An 18728-nucleotide genomic window follows, 5' to 3' on the forward strand; every position below is an offset into this window, starting at 1 on the left:
GAGATCATGCGCGTGCACGTTGCCGATCACCCCCTCATCACCCACAAGCTGACCGTGCTGCGCGACGAGCGCACACCGTCGCCGGTGTTCCGTCAGCTCACCGAGGAGCTGCTGACGCTTCTCGCCTACGAGGCGACCCGCAGCGTGCGCGTCGAAGAGGTCGAGATCCAGACGCCCGTCACGACGACGACCGGGGTGCGCATCTCCGAGCCGCGACCCCTCGTGGTGCCGATCCTGCGCGCCGGCCTCGGCATGCTCGACGGAATGGTGAAGCTGCTGCCCACCGCCGAGATCGGCTTCCTCGGCATGGCGCGCAACGAGCAGACCCTGGAGCCCTACACGTACGCCGAGCGCCTTCCCGACGACCTCAGCGACCGCCAGTGCTTCGTTCTCGACCCGATGCTCGCGACCGGTGGATCGCTCGGCGCGGCGATCGACTTCCTCTTCGCCCGCGGCGCGCAGGACGTGACCGCGATCTGCATCCTCGGCGCACCCGAGGGCGTCGCGAAGATCGAGGAGCTCGTGGGCGAGCGCGACGTGACCCTCGTGCTCGGTGCGCTCGACGAGCGCCTGAACGAGAAGGGCTACATCGTTCCCGGCCTCGGGGACGCCGGCGACCGCCTCTACGGCACCGTCTGAGCCCCCTCGAGGGTCACAACCACCGACGCCGCTTGAAGATCAGGTAGAGCACGGTGGGGAAAGCCACCATCACACCGAGGGCGACGGGATAGCCGTACTCCCAGTGCAGTTCGGGCATGACGTCGAAGTTCATGCCGTAGACCGTGCCGATCAGCGTCGGGGCGAAGATGATCGCCGCCCACGAGGAGATCTTCTTCACCTGTTCGTTCTGGGCCAGATTCACCTCGGTCTGGCGCCGCGAGACGAGCGCGGAATGCACGATGAGCGCCTTGTCGAGCACGGCACGGAAGCCGTCGATGCGCTCGGTGACGCGGAGGGCATGGTCGCGGACATCGCGCAGCCGCCGCTGCAACTCGATGTCGACGTGGTAGGCGTCGTGGCCGCGTTGCAGCCACTCGATGATCGGGACGAGCGGGTGCGTGGCCCGCGCGAAGCGGTTCAGCTCGCCCGACAGCTCGTAGATGCGGCGGGACAGCGCATCGTCGTCCGCGTCGCCGAACAGGTCGTCCTCGATCTCGTCGATGTCGTTCTCGATGCCGGCCACCAGAGGCTCGTACTCGTCGACGACACGGTCGAGCACGGCGTACAGCACCGCTTCCGATCCCAGCGCCAGCAGTTCCGGCTGCTGTTCGAGGCGCCGCCGCACGGCCCCGAGATCGGGCGATTCGGCGTGACGGATGGTGATGACGAAGTCGGGGCCGACGAACAGATGCAGCTCGCCGATGTCGAGCTCTTCGCGCTCGTCGTCGTAGCGCGCGGGACGCAGCACGACGAACAGCGTGTCGCCGTAGCGCTCGACCTTCGAACGCTGGTGACCCAGAGCCGCGTCCTCGATGGCGAGGGGATGCAGTTCGAACTCCGTCGCGACCGATGCCAACTCTTCGTCCGACGGACGGTACAGGCCGATCCACGCGAAACCCGCGTGCGCCTCCTGGAGGGCATAGGCCTCGTCGAGCGAGGCGGGGGTGGCGACGCGCACGCCGTCCTTGTAGACGGCGTTGTCGATCAGGGTCATGGGTCTCTCCTCGAGGACACGCGGTCGCCGGGCGCCGCGAACGGGCACGCGCGAAGGATCACGCGCACGTCCGTGCGTGCGGGGGCGGCACGCACGAGAGCGCCGCGGGTGCGCCGGCCTCAGAGCGAGAGGATGCCGGCGGCGAGCACCGCGGCGCGCCTACTATCGTCTGCCATGGTGTCTCACCGCCTCTGATCACGGCTCGTCGTGATCGGATGCACGGGGACGAGCCTCCGGGAGTATATCCCCCCAAGATTACGCGCACCGGGCACGACCGTGCGCGGCCGCGGAGACGGGCTGCGTCACCCTTCGGCGCGTCGTCCGGTCTCCTGTTCCCAGAACTCCAGCTGCTGGGTGAGCGCCTTCGCGAGTTCGAACACCTGCTGCGGCGGGATGCGCACCCGCTGCACCACCCGCCCGGGAACGACGGTGACGGGAGCGCCGTCGGCATCCACCCCGGCTTGCGGGGGCCGCACGAGGGAGACGAAATCCATCACGAAGACGTCGGGCGTGTGCCAGACGTTGGCGAAGTCGGCGAAGCTGCCGGCGATCGCCTCCGGCGGCAGATCGATCTCGAACTGCCGGGGCATCTCATCGCTCATGTCGCGCTCCTGTTCGCCGCGTCGCGGAGGCATCGTCCGGCGGGACACGACCGGTGAGCCTCGAGCGGTAAGCCGAGTCTACGGCGCGTCCGCGCCGACGAGACGGGCGAAGGCGCTGAGCCGGGCGACACCGTCGGGGGTGCGGGGCAGATCGTCGAGCAAGCCCGTGCCGTACACCACGAACGCGGTGTGCTCGGCTCGCGAGACGGCCACGTTCAGACGGTTCTGCAGCAGCGGGAACTCGAGTCCTCGGGGTGCATCACGACCGCTGGATGCCGCGAGCGACACGATCGCGACGGCCGCCTCCTGGCCCTGGAACTTGTCGACGGTTCCGACCGGGATCTCTCCGAGCCCGGCGTCCGCCAGAACGGACTCGACGAGCACCTGCTGCGCGTTGTACGGCGTGACGACGATCAGATCCGCTGCCGTGAGCGGTCGCGGCGGCACATGCGCGGACGGTGTCCACGCCCGACCGAGCAGATCGCGGGCGAGGGCGAGGACGGCGTCGGCCTCCTCCGGCGACTGCGTGGCGTTGCCCGCATGCGTCAGCGCCACCGGAACGACGCCGGCCGCGACCCCCTCGAGGCGACGAGCCGAGGTGGAGGGGTGGGCAGCGAGTCGCCCCTCGTAGGAGAGCTGGGAGACGGGACCGGCGACCTCGGGGCGCATGCGCCGGGTCTGCGCGAGGAAGAAACCCCGGTCGTCGGGGACGACGGCGGCGCCGTCCATCACCCATCCGAGCGCGGAGGTGTCGACCGGCTCGGGGTGGGTTCCCTGGCTCACCTGCGGCAACTGCTGCGGATCGCCGAGCAGCAGCAGACGCGGTGCCGCGACCGACACCGCAATGGTGGAGGCGAGCGAGAACTGTCCTGCTTCGTCGATGACGAGCAGGTCCAGGCTCGCGCGGGGCACGCGCCCGGCGTGACTCAGGTCCCACGCCGTGCCCCCGATGACGAAACCCTCCGGGTGGGCTGCGGCGAACGCCGCGTAGCCGTCCTTCGCGATGACGGTGAAGCTCTCGGCGCCGGATGCCGTGCCCTTCGTCGCCTTCGCGACGCGCTCACCCGGCACGCCCGCATCGACGATGCGCGCGAGCATGTTCTCCACGACCGCGTGCGACTGCGCCACGACACCGACGCGGTATCCCTTCTCGCGGACGAGCCGTGCAACCACGTGCGAGCCGACATAGGTCTTGCCGGTGCCCGGCGGACCCTGCACTGCCAGATAGCTGCGGTCGAGGTCGTCGACGGCACGGGCGATCTCGTCGACCGCATCGCCGAGGCCCTCACTGCGGGCGAGCGCGCCCGAGCGCGTGCGCGGAACCCTGCGCAGCAGCAGATCGGTCGCGGCGTCGGACGGGAACGCTGCGGAGTGCAGGGGCGCAGCCTGGATGATCGCGTCGGCCCACTGGTCGATGGCCGCCTGTTGCGACCCGGCCTGCGGCGGCGCGGGCGGTGTGGAGGCGATCGGCAGCTCCTGCCAGGTGAACCCCTGAACGGAGTTCTCCTCCACGACCATGCCGTCATCGAGGACGTCGACGACGCGGACCGAACGTGCAGCGTGGATCCATCGCGGGCTGGTGTCGACCGGGAACGGTGTCGGCAGCTCGTACAGCAGGAAGACCGCACCCCCCGCGGACAGCTTCGTGCCCGGCGCGAGATCGCCGCGCAGCTCGATCACGCGACGCTGGACGCGTCCGCCCTCCGGTACGTGCCAGTCGCTCAGGACTCGGCACCGATCGTGATCGAAGACGACGACGTCGCGGGTGTCCTCCCAGATCGAGACGGGCTCACGCAGCCGCAGGAAGTGCGTCGCCCAGAAGGTCTTCGCCTCGCGGGGGTAGTAGTCGATCGCCGCGGCGGCGAGCTTGAGCGCGGTGACCGCGGCCACATCGGGGGCATCGTCCCTCTCGGCAGCGCCCGCCATGCGCGTGAGCGCATCGGCACGCGGGGACGGTTCGTACGGACGCTCTGCGGCGTCGACGTCTGCCGAGGGCAGGAGCTTGGACTCCCGGGCCCGCTCGACCAGCCAGTTGCGCAAGCGCCGGGTCGAGACGCAGTCGTAGCGGTTGTAGTCGGCGAGATCGTCGAGAATCGCCGCTCCCGCGGCATCCGCCCCCGCGTCGATCAGCTCGCGCGCCTCGACATACTTGACGATCGAGTCGTCGCCGCGCTGCACGTCGCTGGTGCGCACCTCGGCGCCCATGTAGAGCGGTTCGAGCTTCTTGATCGAGTACGAGCGCGATCCCACGCGAAGGGCGCGCCGGACGATCGGGTAGAGGTCGACGAAGACGCCCTCACGCAACAGCGTGTCGACCTCGGCCTCGCGCACACCGTAGCGGGCGGCCATCGCCAGCAGATGCGTCGGTTCGTACGGCGCGTAGTGGTAGATGTGCATTCCGGGGTGGGCGCGCCGGCGCAGCGCCACCACATCCAGGAAATCCTCGAGCGCCCGCTTCTCATCGGCAAAGGAATGCGCCCACAGCGCCGCGTATTGCTCGTCGTCGTCGACCCAGCCGAACAGGTAGTCGATGCCCCACATCGCTCCCACCCCGTCGGCGGCTTCGGTGTAGAGCGGGTCTCCCTCGAAGTCGAAGAAGAGGTCGCCGCGGTCGGGCCGGGGCAGCGCTCCGATCGCCTTCGGAAAGACCACCTCGAAGGTCGGCACCGGCGGCGCGGCCGCGGTTGCCGTCTCCCCCACGCCGCCCGCCGGGCTGTCCAGCTGCAAGCGCGCCTGCGTACGCAGGCCGGCGAACGTGTCACCCGACATCCGCTCGGGAGGCGCGCTCGCGGCGGCCAGGTCGTCGATGGTATGGATGCCGGCGGCGCGCAGCCGGTCACGCTGCACGGGTCGCATCCCCGCGACGAGCAGCAGGTCGCGATGGGCGACGACCTCCGCATCGCAGGTCGCGCATCGGCCGCACGCCACGATCCTGAGCTCACCCCGGTCGTCTCCCCACGCGATCGGAGCGCCCGTAGCGCCCGCCGCGATGTCGCGGTCGGCGACGAGCGCCCGCAGTCGCTGCCTGCGCAACCGGAAGACGGGCAGGAGGTCGCTGACGGCGTGCGTCGAGGTCGTGCCGTCGCCGAGCAGCAACTCCACACGGCCGCTGCGCGGCACTCCCAGCCGGTCGAGCTGGTCGGCATATGCCGCAAGCTGCATCAACGCCGTCACGCGTGCGTGACGCGCGAGTTTGGTGTCCTGCACGACCCACGGGTTGGCGGCGGCATCCGCGGGGCGAGCGGGGTCGTCGCGCACGAGGAAGTCGGCGAATCCGACGAACTCCTCGGTGGCGAACACCGCCTGATAGATGACCGCGACGGCGGGGTCGGCCAGCGCCGCCGTCGTCGCGGCCACCGCAGCCGCGACGGCCGCGGCATCCGACGATCGCGTCTCGGGCAGTTCCACGACACGTCCGGGATACTGCGCGCGGTAAGCCTCCAGCTGGCGCAGCTCGTGCTGGGTGCCGAGCCGACCGGCGCGCTCGAGGGTGAGGTCTTCGGGTTCGACGACCGCCGGCACCCGTCCGAGCTTGGCGTCGATCGCACGCAGCCACGCGAACTCGCACTCGGCGGCTGCTTTCAGATCGCTCGCGCTCCAGACGATGCGCGCACCGTCGCCGGTGTCCTCGATGTATCGCATGTCACCCTTCCGCCTTCGACGCTAGTCGGCGCCGCCGACATCGCCCAGCGCCGGCGCACCTGCCAGACTGGAGGGGTGAGCGAGAACCTGCCGTTCGAGAGCGTCTATCGGCACGGGTTCGCCCGGGTCGCCGCCTGTACGATCCCCGTCGCGATCGCCGACCCGGCGCGAAACGCCGAGGCGGTCATCGACGCGGCCCGCGCGCTCAGCGACGATGCCGTCGCCGTCGCCGTCTTCCCGGAGCTCTGCCTGACCGGGTACGCCATCGACGACCTCGTGATGCAGGATGCCGTGCTCGACGCCGTCCACGCCGCCATCGCAAGCCTCGTCTCGGCCTCGCAGCAGCTGCGTCCGCTGCTGGTCGTCGGCGCACCGCTGCGGCTGGGGCCACGCCTCTACAACTGCGCGGTGATCATCCACGGCGGCCGCGTGCTCGGCGTCGCACCGAAGAGCTATCTGCCGACCTATCGCGAGTTCTACGAGGCCCGCTGGTACGCGGCCGGAACGGATGCCCCGGCATCCACCGTGCTGGTCGGCCAGGAGGTGCCCGTCGGCACCGACCTGCTGTTCGCCGCGGACGACGTGCCGGGCCTGGTGGTCCACGCGGAGGTGTGCGAGGACATGTGGGTGCCCGTGCCGCCGTCGTCCACCGCCGCTCTCGCCGGTGCGACCGTGCTCCTGAACCTCTCCGGCAGCCCGATCACCGTCGCGCGGGCCGATGATCGTCACCTTCTCGCGAAGTCTCAGTCGTTCCGCTGCATCGCCGCCTACGTGTACGCGGCCGCGGGCCTGGGCGAGTCGACCAACGACGTGTCGTGGGACGGACAGACGATGATCTACGAGTCGGGCGCCCTCCTGGCCGAGACCGAGCGCTTCCCGGACGGCCCGCGCAGCGCCATCGCCGACATCGACCTCGACCGCATCCGCCAGGACCGCCTTCGCCAGGGCACGTTCGACGACAACCGCCGCGCGGTCGCACCGGCGACGAGTCCGATGCGCACGGTGGCGTTCACGGTCGATCCGCCGGCATCCGACATCGGCCTGCGTCGCCCGCTCGACCGCTTCCCCTTCGTGCCCGACGACCCGGCACGACTCGACCAGGACTGCTACGAGGCGTTCAACATCCAGGTGTCCGCGCTCGAGCAGCGGATGCGCGCGATCGGGTCGCCGAAGCCCGTGATCGGCGTCTCCGGCGGCCTCGATTCGACGCACGCCCTCCTCGTCGTCGCGCGGGCGATGGACCGGATGGGGCGAGCGCGCAGCGACATCCTCGCCTACACGATGCCCGGCTTCGCCACGAGCGATCACACGAAGTCGAACGCCATCGCCCTCGCCGAGGCCATCGGCGCCTCCATCGAGACGATCGACATCCGGCCGATGGCCACCGAGCTGCTGACGGGCATCGGACACCCCTTCGCGAACGGCGAGCCCGTGTACGACGTGACGTTCGAGAACGTGCAGGCCGGGGCGCGCACCGACTTCCTGTTCCGCCTCGCGAATCAGAACGGCGGCCTCGTCGTGGGCACCTCCGACCTGTCGGAGCTCGCCCTGGGGTGGGCGACCTACGGCGTGGGCGACCAGATGAGCCACTACGCGGTGAACGCCGGGGTGCCCAAGACGCTCATCCAGCACCTCATCCGATGGGTCATCGCCCACGCCGGCGACGACGGCATGAGCCTGTCGCCGGCGGCGAAGGACGTGCTGCAGGCGGTGCTGGACACCGAGATCAGCCCCGAGCTGGTGCCCGCGGGCCAGGACGGCAAGGTCCAATCGACCGAGGACACCATCGGCCCCTATGCGCTGCACGATTTCGCGCTGTTCCACGTGCTGCGTTACGGCTTGCGCCCGTCGAAGATCGTCTTCCTCGCAGAGCACGCCTGGCGCGATGCGGATGCCGGTGCATGGCCGCCGGGCTTCCCGGCATCCGACCGCTACGGTTACGACCGCGAGACGATCGTGCGCTGGCTGCGGGTGTTCCTGACGCGCTACTTCGGCTTCGCGCAGTTCAAGCGCACCGCGATTCCCAACGGCCCGAAGGTGCTGGCGTCGGGTTCGCTCTCACCGCGCGGCGACTGGCGTGCTCCCAGCGACGGGAACGCCGCGGTGTGGCTGGCCGAGCTCGACCGCGCCTTCCCTGCCGCCTGAGTGCCCGCGGGAACTCACGCCGCGGGGAGCGTCCCGATCGCGATCGTGATCACCCAGCTGTCGCGTGAGGCGTCGACGAGCGTGTACTTCATGTTGCGGTCCGGGATCCAGCCCTTGAGCCGGCCCATGTCCAACCGCACGTTCTCGGGTGCGACGCGCACCCCGCGACCGTCAGCTTCGAGCACCGCCTGAACCCGGACCCAGTGCTGGAGCAGGTCGGGGATGTTGTTCGGATCGAACAGGTGCGAGTGCTTCTGCATGAGACGGATGTCGGCCGGCTCCGGGGTCATGTCGCGGATGTCGATGCCCAGCGGCAGACCCGGGTCGCAGATGGCGACGACCGTGGCGGCGCGGAAGCTCGCCGTGACGATAGCGATCGGCAGGTCCTCGCCGTCCCGCGAGGCGATCAACCGCGTGTGGTAGCCGAAGCCGCGCGGCGCCTCACGCTCGATACGGATGTCGTTCATGTCGCAGCCGAGGCGTGCGGCGATGAGCTCCTTGGCGAGAAGACGGCGACGATCGTGGACGGTCGTGGCCGGGTCCCAGCCGAGTCGCGCGGCAACCGAGGGCGGAGTGTCGAGCAGAACCGAAGTGAGTGTCATGGCGTCCCTTTCATCGCGCGTCCCGCCGCGTGGATGCACCGGCGGGATGCCGCGTGCTCCCATCCTGGCCCAGGATGACACGTCGCGGTCGCCGAATGCGACGTGAGAAAGGCCGCGGACAGCTGACCGTGAACAAAGTCACAGTGAGTCGATAGGGTCGACTTACCGCCGCCGCGCCCGCCGTCCCTCGGACGGGGCCGCGCGACGTCCCGAGACGACGAAGGAAGAGCAGATGTCGACACCCCCGCCCACGAATCCTCAGGATCCGGACGGCTCGGCCGCCGACGGGCCGGACGCGGTCACCCCCGACGCCGTCGACTCCGCTGCGACCGAGGTCTCGCTTCCCACGGCCCCGCCTGTCCCGCCCGCGCCCACCGGCGGATACGGAGACGCGTACGTCGCGCCGACGGCGCCTCCGCTGCCGCCGGAGCCCGGGCAGCCCACCGCGCCCAACGGTGCACCCACCGTCCCCTATGGCGCACCCACGGTCGCCTACGGCGCACCCACGCCTTCGTCTGTCGCCCCCTCGGGACCGCCGACGCCCGACACGCGGTCGAAGGCCATCGCGTGGACGGCACTCGGGCTCGCCGCCGGAGGCACGCTGCTCAGCATCATCGGCATCGTGCCGGTGCCCTGGGTGGGCCTGGTGGCCGTCCTGATCGGCGGCCTGCTGCTGCTGGCGGGCTTCGTCTTCTCCATCGTCGGGCTCGCCGGAAAGCGCTACGGCGGAAAGCCCCTCAGCATCACGGCTCTCGTGCTGTCGCTGGTGGGCGCGACGATCGGCTCGTTCGCGCTCATCTGGTCGATCATCCTCGTCGGTGTCTCGTCGGCGGGCTCGTCGATCAGCGAGATGATGAGCACCCCCTCGCCCGTGCCTTCCGTCGAGGTCGACTCCGGCGGCATCCTGCCCGGAGAGGGCGACGGTTCCGCGCCGGCCACGGAGTCGGCCGCGCAGCAGGAGTTCATCGCCGATGTCCGCCCGAAGGTCAACCAGATCCTCGGAGAGGTCGATCCGACGGCGACGCCGGAGATCATCGAGCAGGTCCTCCCCGACGAATCGCTGATCCTCATCGGCGAGACGCTGCTCACGACCGGTGAGGCGGGAATCGACGAGCTCGTGCAGCAGACGATCACCAGCGTCGGAGCCGACGAGAGCTCCGCCGACATGCTGCGAACCCTCTACGGTGAGATCCTGACCTCTGCCCGCACCTACCTGCAGTAGGTCACCGCGCGCGTTCGACGCCGAGGGCCCGAGCGGCATCCTGATGGATGACGCTCGGGCCCTCCGGCGTCGATGCGACCAGCAGCTGGGCCGGCAGCTGCTCCTTCATCGCCTCGACGTGGCTGATGACACCGACGGTACGCCCGCCCGCGCGCAGGTCGTCGAGAGTCCGCAGCGCGAGTTCGAGTGTCTCGGGGTCGAGCGATCCGAAGCCTTCGTCGACGAAGAGCGTGTCCAGACGGATGCCGCCGGCCCGGGCCGTGACGACCTCTCCAAGACCGAGCGCGAGGGCGAGCGAGGCGAGAAAGGTCTCGCCGCCGGACAGCGACTGCGGCGGACGCCGCCGGCCGGTGTGCGCGTCGAGCACGTCGAGGCCCAGGCCCGACGCGCGCCCGCGCGCGGCACGGGCGTCGGAGTGGTGCAGGGTGTAGCGTCCCGACGACATCTCCGCCAGACGCACGTTGGCAGCCGCGACGATCTCCTCCAGTTCGGCGGCCAGCACGAAGGTCTCGAGGTCCATCCGCATCGTGTTCGGCGCCCGCCCGGCCACACTGTCGGCCAGACGGATCACGGCGGCGGCCTCGTCGGCGCTCTCCTGCACCTCCGCCAGGGCACGGTCGACCTGCTGCAGCAGATCCTGGAGCGCCTCGGCCGTGCGGACGGCGCCGGCGTGGGCGGAGATCGCATCGGTGCGCGCGGCATCGGCGAGCTCGACGGCATCGCGAGAAACGTCGACGTCGTGGGCCGAGGGGTCATCGCCGCCGGCGTCGAGTTCGAGTTCGAGAAGTCGAGAGCGCGTCGCCGACAGCTGCGCCGCGTGGTCGGCGATCGCGATGTCGATCCCCTCGATCTCCTCGTCGGAGATGAGCGCCGCCCGGGCCGCGTCGAGATCGTCGAAACCGGAGGCCGCGAGCAGCGCGTCGAGTTCCTGTCGGGCGTCGAGGTGCGCACGAGCACGCTCATCACGTGCGGCATCAGCCACGACGACCGCGCGCGCCCGATCGCGCTCCTCGGCGACGGCGTCGATTCTCGCCGCCACCGTCGCGAACGACCCGCGCGCCGCGGTGACGACCGCGTCGAGGCGGGAGATGTCGGACTCGGCCGCGCGGGCACGCTCGCGCGCCGTCGCGAGGTGTTCGACGCACGCCGCGCGCCGCTCGTCGTCGGCCGCGGCGGCCTGCTCGGCACGCGCGCGGCGCTGTGAGAGGCCGGCGAGTTCCGCGGCCGCACGCTCGGCCTCGGCCTGCGCCGCGGACGTGGCGGCGAGCCTCTCCTCGGCCTCGGCTCCGTCGAGGCCGCCGGCGGCGATACGGGCCGCAGCGATAGCTTCCCGTGCGAGGCCGGCACGCTCGCGCGCGTCGGCCTCGGCGACGGACGCCTCGTCTCGCGCGCGCTCGGCCGCCACCAGCAGGTCATCGGTGACGGGCTCGTCGGCGGGCGGCGAGGGGTGGGGATGCTCGGTGGAGCCACAGACCGGGCACGGCTCCCCGGGAACGAGCGCGGCCGCAAGCTCCGCAGCGACGCCGGCGACACGTCGACGCAGCAGCGCACCGAGCGCAGCCGAGGCGGCCTCGGAGTCCGTCAGCGCGGTCGCGTACGCAGCCTCGGCCGCGGCGAGCGCGGCCGCGAGGTCGTCGGCACGATGGGCCGCAGCGACGACCTCGCGCAGACGCAGGTGCTCGGCACGCAGATCGTCGAGACGCGCCGCGGCGACCGACACGGCGGCGATCTCGGCGTCGATCTGGGCACGCTCGGCGGGACGGGCGGCGCGGCGGTCATCGATGTCCGCGAGGTCGTGCTCGCGCGCCGCGATCGCGGCGATCGCAGCCTCGTGCTCGACCCGACGCGCGACGAGGTCCCGCTCCTGAGCGGCTGCGATCTCCCACCGGGCGAGATCACCGGTGAGCTGCTCGACCGCGCGAGCGGCGTCGGCTGAAGCGTCCGTGCGGCCCGCACGCCACCGATCCCGAGCCGTGTCGGCGTCGTGCGCCGCCGCCGCCGCAGCGCGCTCGGCACGCTCGAGAGAGTCGAGAGGGGCGCGCAGCACCGCGGCGGCACGCCCGCCATCCAGCCGGCGGCGCGCACGTGCGATCTCGTCGGCGCGGGCCTCGAGTTCACCGAGGCGGTGGCGCAGCGTCTGTCGCTCCTGCGCGCGCGCCGCGGCGGCCACGACCGCGGCGTGCGCGGCGGCCGCGGCGGCGAAACGCTCTTCGGTCGCCGTGCGCGCGAACTCCGCCTGTTCGACGCGGTACCGCGCGCGGCGGTGCGCCCGCGCGAGATCCTCGCGACGGGTCGCCACGGGCGCCGGCGCGGGATCCGCGCGCCGCGGGTCGGGGTGCGCTGCAAGCTCTGATCCGCCCGCGTGCTCGTCGGCGAGGTCGTCGGCGCCGTCCTGCGCCTCGCGGGTGTCGAGATCGTGAGCTCGGGCCAGCCTCTCGCCCTCCTCGACGAGCGTGCGCACACGCGAGTCGACCGCGGCCAGAGCCGTCTCCGCCTCTCGGCGCCGGCTATCGAGCTCATCACGGTACTGCTCGAATCGACGCGTACCGAAGAGCGTGCGCAGCAGGCCCTGGCGCTCCTCACCGGAGGCGAGCAGAAACCGCGAGAACTTGTTCTGCGCCAGAAGGATCACCTGCTGGAACTGCTGCGCGTTCAGACCGAGGATCTCGCCGAGAGCCTCGCCGACCGTGCGCGGTTTCGCCGCGCGCCCGACCCATCTTCCCTCGACCAGCTCCTCCAGCTCCGCCCGCGGCGGCTCCGTCGTCAATCCGCCCCCGCGCTTGGCGGGGCGGTCGTATTCCGGCGCCCGCGTCACGCGCCAGCGTCGCGCGCCGACGGTGAACTCCAATCGCACCTCGGTCGGGTCGGAGAGATCCGCGTGGTCGCTGCGCAGACGCTTCTCCCCGCCGTCATAGCGAGGCACGCTGCCATACAGGGCGAAGCTGACCCCGTCGAGAATGCTCGATTTGCCGGTGCCGGTGCGCCCGGAGATCAGGAAGAGTCCGTCGGCATCGAACGCGTCGAAGTCGACGACCTGCGTGTCACGGAAGGGCCCGAAGCCGGTGAGCTCCAAACGGTGGAGCTTCATGCCAACGCCTCGACGACGACGCGCTCCTCGAGGACGTCACGCAGCACCTCGCGCTCTCGCTCCGTCAGCCCCTCGCCGTCACGCACATGTGACAGGAACGCATCGAACAGCTCGAGGTCGCTGCGTGCGGCCCGGACACGATCGGTGTAGCCCCGCCCATCGCTGTGGCGTGCGACGTCCGGCACGTGCACGACCTTTGCGCAGTGCGGAAAGCGCTGCTGCAGCCGACGCAGCGGATCGCGCACCGGAAGATCATCGGTGTACTCGACGCTGACCCATGCGTCGCGGGCGTCGTCGGAGCCGGGGTCGGCCAAGATCTCCTCGAAGGGTCCGCGCAGGGTGACGAGGCGTCGAGGCACCGGCAGCTCGAGCCAGACCGCCGCGGCGGCTCCCTCGGCATCCAGATCGAGGAGCCACGACCCGCGGGGCTTGTGCCCTTCACCGAAGCTGTAGTGCAGCGGCGCACCGGCGTAGCGCACATGCGCCGCGAGCTTCTGACGGCCGTGGATGTGCCCGAGGGCGACGTAGTCGACACCGTCGAAGGCCGACAGCGGGACGACGTCGAGTCCGCCCTGCTGGATGTCGCGCTCGAGGTGGGGAGTCGGCTCCACGCCGGCGGCGAAGCAGTGCGCGATCGCCACCGTCCGTCCCCCACGGGAGGCATGATCAGCGCGGACGAGGTCCATCGCGCGGCCGACCGCATCGGCCTGCGTACGCACCCCGGGCCACACTGCACGCACGAGGGCGGGTTCGAGGAAGGGGATGCCGTAGAAGTGCACCGGCCCGTGCTCGTCCGACACGGTGATCGGCTCGCCGATCGCCGTCGGGTCGGTGCGCACGTGGATGCCGTCGCGCAGCAGAGCCGCCTGGAAGCCGAGCCGCGCCGCGGAGTCGTGATTGCCGCTGGTCACGATCACCTGCGCACCGGTATCGGCGAGGGCCCGCAGCGTCTCGGACAGCAGCGTGTAGCAGGCGGCCGCGGGCGTCGCGGAATCGAAGACGTCGCCCGCCACGACGACCACGTCGACCGCGTGGGCGCGGACCTGATCGGTGAGCGTCTCGAGCACGCCACTGAGCGCCTCGAGCGTCGAATGACCGTGGAAGGTCCGCCCGATGTGCCAGTCGGAGGTATGCAGGATGCGCATGGCACCACGCTAAGCGCAGCCGCCGACATCGCGGGGAAGGCCCGCGGGCCGGCTCAGTCCTGGGCGGCTCTGCGCCGTGCGCCGAGGTCGATGACTCCAATCAGCAGTGCGATGCCCAGGAAGACGCCGACGGCCACCATTCCGTACGCGTATGCGTCGTGGAAGACCGCGAGGGAGTCTGTCGCGCCGTCCTTCTCGCGGTAGACCGTCGAGTAGAAGAGCGAAAGCCCGATCGCGGTGCCCACCGCCGTCCCGACGCGCTGGCCCAGCTGGCCGACCGAGCCGGCGAGCCCTCCCTCGCGCGTGGGGATCTCGGCGAGCGTGAGCGTCTGGTTCGGTGCGACCACGAGGCCGGCGCCGGCGCCGGCGAGGACCATGACCCCCGCCATCGCGTACTCCACGACACCGGCCGGCACCGTGTACGCGACGACGGCGAGCGCGACGACGCTGACGAGCACCACGATCAGTCCGCCCACCACGAGCGGGCGGCCGAGTTTGCCGACGAGCGAGCCGCCGAACCACGCGGTGATGGCGCTGGCCACGGCGAAGCCGATGGAGACCATCCCGGCGAAGACGGGTTCGGTGCCGATGCCGATCTGCAGGAAAAGCGTGGTCAGCAGGAACATCGCCGGGATCGCGGTGAAGTAGGTGGTGACGACGAGGGTGCCGTTGCGGAACGACGAGATCGAGAAGAGGGAGAACGGCACGAGAGGTGAACGACCGGATGCCGCGTACCGCCGCTCCCACCACGTGAACGCGGTCACGAAGACGACGAAGAGCACGAGGCTCCACCACCGGCGGGGATCGTCGGTGGGCGCGCCCGTCGTGAAGAGGAAGGGCCACATGAGGGTCACGATCGTGAACGCGAGCAGCACGAGACCCACCGGGTCCAGCTGCAGACGCCCGGGGGTCGCGCGGCGCGTTCGCGGCAGCAGGCCGAGCACTCCGGCGATCACGAGCGCACACAGCGGCACGTTGATCCAGAAGATCCATCGCCAGCCGTCCTGCACCCCGCCGACGGCGATCATGAGGCCCCCGAATGTCGGGCCGATGGCGGTGGCGACGCCGATCGTGGCTCCGAACAGTCCGAACGCGCGTCCGCGCTCCTTGCCGACGAAGATCTGCTGAATGGTCCCCAGCACCTGTGGCATCTGGATTCCGGCGGCGAGGCCCTGCACGAGCCGGGCGGCGATCAGCACCTCGATCGTGGGTGCGAGGGCGCACACGACGCTGGTGATGAGGAACAGGCTCAGACCGACGAGGAAGAGGGCCTTGCGCGATCGCTGGTCGCCGAGGCGCCCGAAGGGCACGAGGGCGAGGCCGAACATCAGCACGTAGCCGGAGACGACGATCTGCAGCTGTGTCGACCCGGCACCCAGCGCCTTCTCGATCGAGGGCAGCGCGACGTTCACCTTGCTCAGATCGAGGATCGTCAGCGCCGCGACGGACACGCAGACCCAGAACGCGCGCCAGCGCTGCCCGCCGTTGAGGGAGATGCTCGCGGTACCCGGACTGGTCATCCGTCCACGCTATCGCTCCCCGGCGCGTGGCCGTCCTCGACAGCTGACGCAGAGGACGGGCGGCTCGGAGACGATCTCCGAGCCGCCCGTTCTGGGGGGGAGTGCGGACTCAGCCGTTGCGGGTGCGACGACGGCGCGCGATCAGCAGAACCGCTCCGGCCGCCAGCAGCAGCGCTGCGAGCATGCCTGCTGCCGTGACCAGTGCCGGGCTCTGTCCGGTCGTGGCCAGCGAAGCCGCGCCCGGGTCGCTCTGACCCGCACCGCTCTGACCCGTGCCGCTCTGACCCGTCCCATCGGTGGGAACCGGCGACGGCTCCGGGTCCGGCGTCACGACGACGTCGGCCAGCGTCACCGCGTCAGAGCTCGACACCTGCACGAGCTGATCGCGGTAACCGTCGTACTGTGCCGTGACGGTGCGGATTCCGGCCGGGACGACCACGCTCGCCACACCACCCGACACGGGCACCTGCGCCGACCACGCGCTGGCGCGCGCCAGCGAGGAGGTGCCGGTCTCGCCGGTGAACGTGACCGTTCCGGCGACGTCTCCGCCATCGGCGGCGACGACGCGCGCGGTGACCGTGCGCTCCTGCGCGCTCAGCGACGTGGTCGATGCGACCGCGCTCACGCCGGTCCAGTCGTGCATGGCGGTCAGCACCGTCTGCGGAACGCTCACGAAGGCGCCGTGACGAGGGCTTTCCGGCAGACCTCCCGGAGCGCGGACGTTCCAGTCGGAACGCTGCGACAGGCGGTCGCTCTGCGTGCTGGAGGCGATCGCGTCTCCGGTGGTCACGAACGCGCGGTAGCCGCCGGCGCCGTAGTTGTCCACGAGGAAGACGTAGCCGTCGCCGGCGTTGTTCGGGTCGCCCGCGTTGAGCTTGACGATCTCAGGGCCTTCACCGGCCTGACCCGTCTCGAGCGAGGTCATGTGCGTGTCCAGCAGCTGCCAGGTGGTCGACGGGTCGGCCGTCCAGCTGGATACCGTGGTCGGAGCCGTCAGCACCTTCGAGCGCTCGAGGAAGATGTCCTTCCCTGCTTCGAGCGGGCCGGCGGCGCCTCCCTCCTCGTTCTTCGTGAAGCGGTAGTAGTAGTCCCCGATCTTGGTGACGGTCGAGTCGATACGGGCGTATCCCGTGTCCTGCCAGCTCGCCGGCGGTGCCGTGAAGGTGCGGAAGTCACGCGTGAGCACAGCGAACATCCGCGCATACAGCTTGTCGTTGTTCGTGTGGCTCGCGTCGGAGTACAGCCGCGACGCGAAGAACACGACGTACGACTGGAGCGCGTCGTCCCAGTACGCCTCCGGCGCCCAGGTCATTCCCGCCGCGGGCTGGTTGACCGTGATGCCGCTGTCCTCGCCGTTGGTGCGCTTCCAGTTCACGAGGTCCGTCGACTCCCACACCTCGATCTTGAGGCTGCCGGCGGATTGGGCGGGGCCCCAGCCGGTGCCGCACCCGATGCACAGATCGGTCGCGACCATGTAGTACTTGTCGCCGTCCTTCGAGCGCAGGATGTACGGGTCGCGCAGGCCCTTCGTGTCGGTCGTCGAGGTGATGACCGGGTTGCCGCCGTTGACCGGCGAGAACGTGAAGAAATCGTTGCCGCTGGTCGCCGCCTGGTAGATCTTCTCGTCGCTGTCGGACTTGAAGTAGGCCGCGGCGTAGCCCGCGTCGGGCGCGGTGCGACCGTGCTCGGCCACCGTGACGGTGAAGGTGCGCTCATCGTGCATGCCGTTGAGGACGGCGTGCGCCGTGAGGGTCACCTCACGGTCACCGGCGCCGTACGCCGGTCGGGTGACGATGCCACCACCGCGGTACGGGTCGGCGAGCCCGACGGCGGGCGCAGTGTACCCCGCGTCGGTCGCCGTCACCAGAGACGGGTCGGAGGAGGTCCAGGTGATGGCCGCGCCGTTGACGGAACCCGTGGTCGCCAGCGGCAGGTTCTCGGTGGTGCGGTTCGCGAGGACGATCGCGTCGAGGTCGGCCGAGACGGTCGGTGCGATGACGGTCACGTCGAACGTGATGGTCGAGCCGAGCGTGCTGACCGCGGTCAGCGTCACGGGCGTGTCGGACGAGATCGCCCGCGAGACCACGCCCGAGGTCGAGACGACCGAGGGCGCAGACGACGACCACGTCAGGCCGACGCCGTTGACCGTCGCCGGCAGGGTCAGATTCGACGTGACGTTCGTCAGCGCGGAGTTCGCGCCGAGCATCTGTGCCAACACGTCTCCGCGCAGCAGGGCCGCGGTGGTCGCCTTCTTCTGCTCGGCGGTCGGCATGCTCGCCGACACCTCGCCGGACGTCAGCGCGACGTCCCAGAACTTGACGTCCGACACGTCCGCGCGCAGCAGCGGGTCGCCCTGGTACAGCGAGCGGCCCAGGTAACCCATCACCGCATCCGTCGGGATGATCGAGCTCAGCGAGAGCGAGTGGGTGAGGGTCGAGATCTGCTGCCCGTCGCGGTACAGCGTCAGCGTGTTGCCGGAACCGACCATCGTGAGGGTCGTGAAGCCCGGGTTCAGGCCGCCGCCGGCCGGCATGCGCGTCTCGCCGTTGCTGTTGCCGTTCTTGACGCGGATCGCCGCCAGCACCTGGTCGGTGTAGCCGCCCTGCGCCGAGCGCGGGCTGAGGAAGATGTGGTTGCCGAGCTGCGTGGTGTTCCACGGGCCGACGCCGTCGCCGATGACCCATCCGAAGTGGTTGGCGGAGGTCTGGGTGGACACCGTGTACTCGACGGTGAAGTTGTTGTCCGATCCGGTGATCAGGCCGGACGGCAACGACGCGTAGCCGTCGGCGCGGAAGCGCAGCACGGCGTCGCCCGCGGCATCCGCGAAGGAGGCGTCGGTCAGTCCGGTGAGCGTGGCATTGCGACCGTTGCCCGACACGTCGAGCAGCGTCGATCCGCTGTGCGACATGTCGTAGTGGGCGCTCGGGGCCGGCACGTCGGCGGCGGATGCCGCGTTCGGCGCGGCCAGGCCGACGCCGGTGAGCGCGAGAACGCCGGCAACGGTCGCGGCGAGTGCTCGACGCGGTGTGCGCCCGGGCGCGGAGGCGCGCGGGATCCGTGTTGATCTCATCATCGAGAGAGTTCCTCTTGTTTCGGGTGGGGGTGGTG

Annotated in this window: 11 protein-coding genes; 3 read left to right on the top strand and 8 right to left on the bottom strand. The window is 70.6% G+C overall.

Features of this window, described 5'->3' with window-relative positions:
• The first annotated feature begins 6 nt into the window (after positions 1 to 6).
• Positions 7 to 639 carry a uracil phosphoribosyltransferase gene (gene upp / locus CEP17_RS07275; RefSeq protein ID WP_112931770.1) on the top strand — a complete coding sequence of 211 codons (633 nt, stop codon included), beginning with the start codon at positions 7 to 9 and terminating at the stop codon, positions 637 to 639.
• A 13-nt stretch (positions 640 to 652) separates the two neighbouring features.
• Here upp and CEP17_RS07280 read toward each other — a convergent pair whose 3' ends face one another.
• From CEP17_RS07280 to CEP17_RS07290, 3 genes are all read right to left on the bottom strand, one after another.
• Entirely contained in the window at positions 653 to 1654 is a 1002-nt protein-coding gene (locus tag CEP17_RS07280; protein WP_036287510.1) for a magnesium and cobalt transport protein CorA, read from the bottom strand.
• 302 nt (positions 1655 to 1956) lie between these two features.
• Positions 1957 to 2256: a DUF3467 domain-containing protein gene (locus tag CEP17_RS07285; protein ID WP_036322021.1), complete on the bottom strand. Its 300-nt coding sequence runs from the start codon at positions 2254 to 2256 to the stop codon at positions 1957 to 1959.
• Positions 2257 to 2334: 78 nt separating this feature from the next.
• Positions 2335 to 5898, bottom strand: coding sequence for a bifunctional RecB family nuclease/DEAD/DEAH box helicase (locus CEP17_RS07290; protein WP_112931771.1), 3564 nt, complete (start codon positions 5896 to 5898; stop codon positions 2335 to 2337).
• Positions 5899 to 5973: 75 nt separating this feature from the next.
• Here CEP17_RS07290 and CEP17_RS07295 point away from each other — a divergent pair, with 75 nt between their 5' ends.
• The gene (locus CEP17_RS07295) at positions 5974 to 8043 is read left to right on the top strand and encodes an NAD(+) synthase (RefSeq protein WP_112931772.1); all 2070 of its coding nucleotides are present in this window, start codon (positions 5974 to 5976) and stop codon (positions 8041 to 8043) included.
• 14 nt (positions 8044 to 8057) lie between these two features.
• Here the strand turns inward: CEP17_RS07295 and CEP17_RS07300 are convergent, their stop codons facing one another.
• Entirely contained in the window at positions 8058 to 8645 is a 588-nt protein-coding gene (locus CEP17_RS07300; RefSeq protein WP_036318500.1) for a hypothetical protein, read from the bottom strand.
• Between the two features lie 232 nt (positions 8646 to 8877).
• Here CEP17_RS07300 and CEP17_RS07305 point away from each other — a divergent pair, with 232 nt between their 5' ends.
• Positions 8878 to 9867 carry a hypothetical protein gene (locus CEP17_RS07305; protein ID WP_112931773.1) on the top strand — a complete coding sequence of 330 codons (990 nt, stop codon included), beginning with the start codon at positions 8878 to 8880 and terminating at the stop codon, positions 9865 to 9867.
• A 1-nt stretch (position 9868) separates the two neighbouring features.
• On the opposite strand, the gene CEP17_RS07310 is transcribed toward CEP17_RS07305, so the two are convergent.
• From CEP17_RS07310 to CEP17_RS07325, 4 genes are all read right to left on the bottom strand, one after another.
• On the bottom strand, positions 9869 to 12955 hold the full coding sequence (locus tag CEP17_RS07310) for an SMC family ATPase (RefSeq protein WP_112931774.1): 3087 nt from the start codon (positions 12953 to 12955) through the stop codon (positions 9869 to 9871).
• A complete protein-coding gene (locus CEP17_RS07315) occupies positions 12952 to 14100 on the bottom strand; it encodes an exonuclease SbcCD subunit D C-terminal domain-containing protein (protein ID WP_112931775.1) in 1149 nt (382 codons plus the stop codon). The genes CEP17_RS07310 and CEP17_RS07315 overlap by 4 nt, the downstream gene beginning before the upstream one ends.
• A gap of 53 nt (positions 14101 to 14153) precedes the next feature.
• A complete protein-coding gene (locus CEP17_RS07320) occupies positions 14154 to 15620 on the bottom strand; it encodes an MFS transporter (protein ID WP_083867979.1) in 1467 nt (488 codons plus the stop codon).
• A gap of 109 nt (positions 15621 to 15729) precedes the next feature.
• Complete coding sequence (locus tag CEP17_RS07325; protein WP_239498605.1) at positions 15730 to 18690, bottom strand: immunoglobulin-like domain-containing protein; 2961 nt, start codon at positions 18688 to 18690, stop codon at positions 15730 to 15732.
• Positions 18691 to 18728: the final 38 nt, after the last annotated feature.

It is taken from the genome of Microbacterium sp. PM5 (assembly GCF_003293595.1).
Classification (GTDB): Bacteria; Actinomycetota; Actinomycetes; order Actinomycetales; family Microbacteriaceae; genus Microbacterium.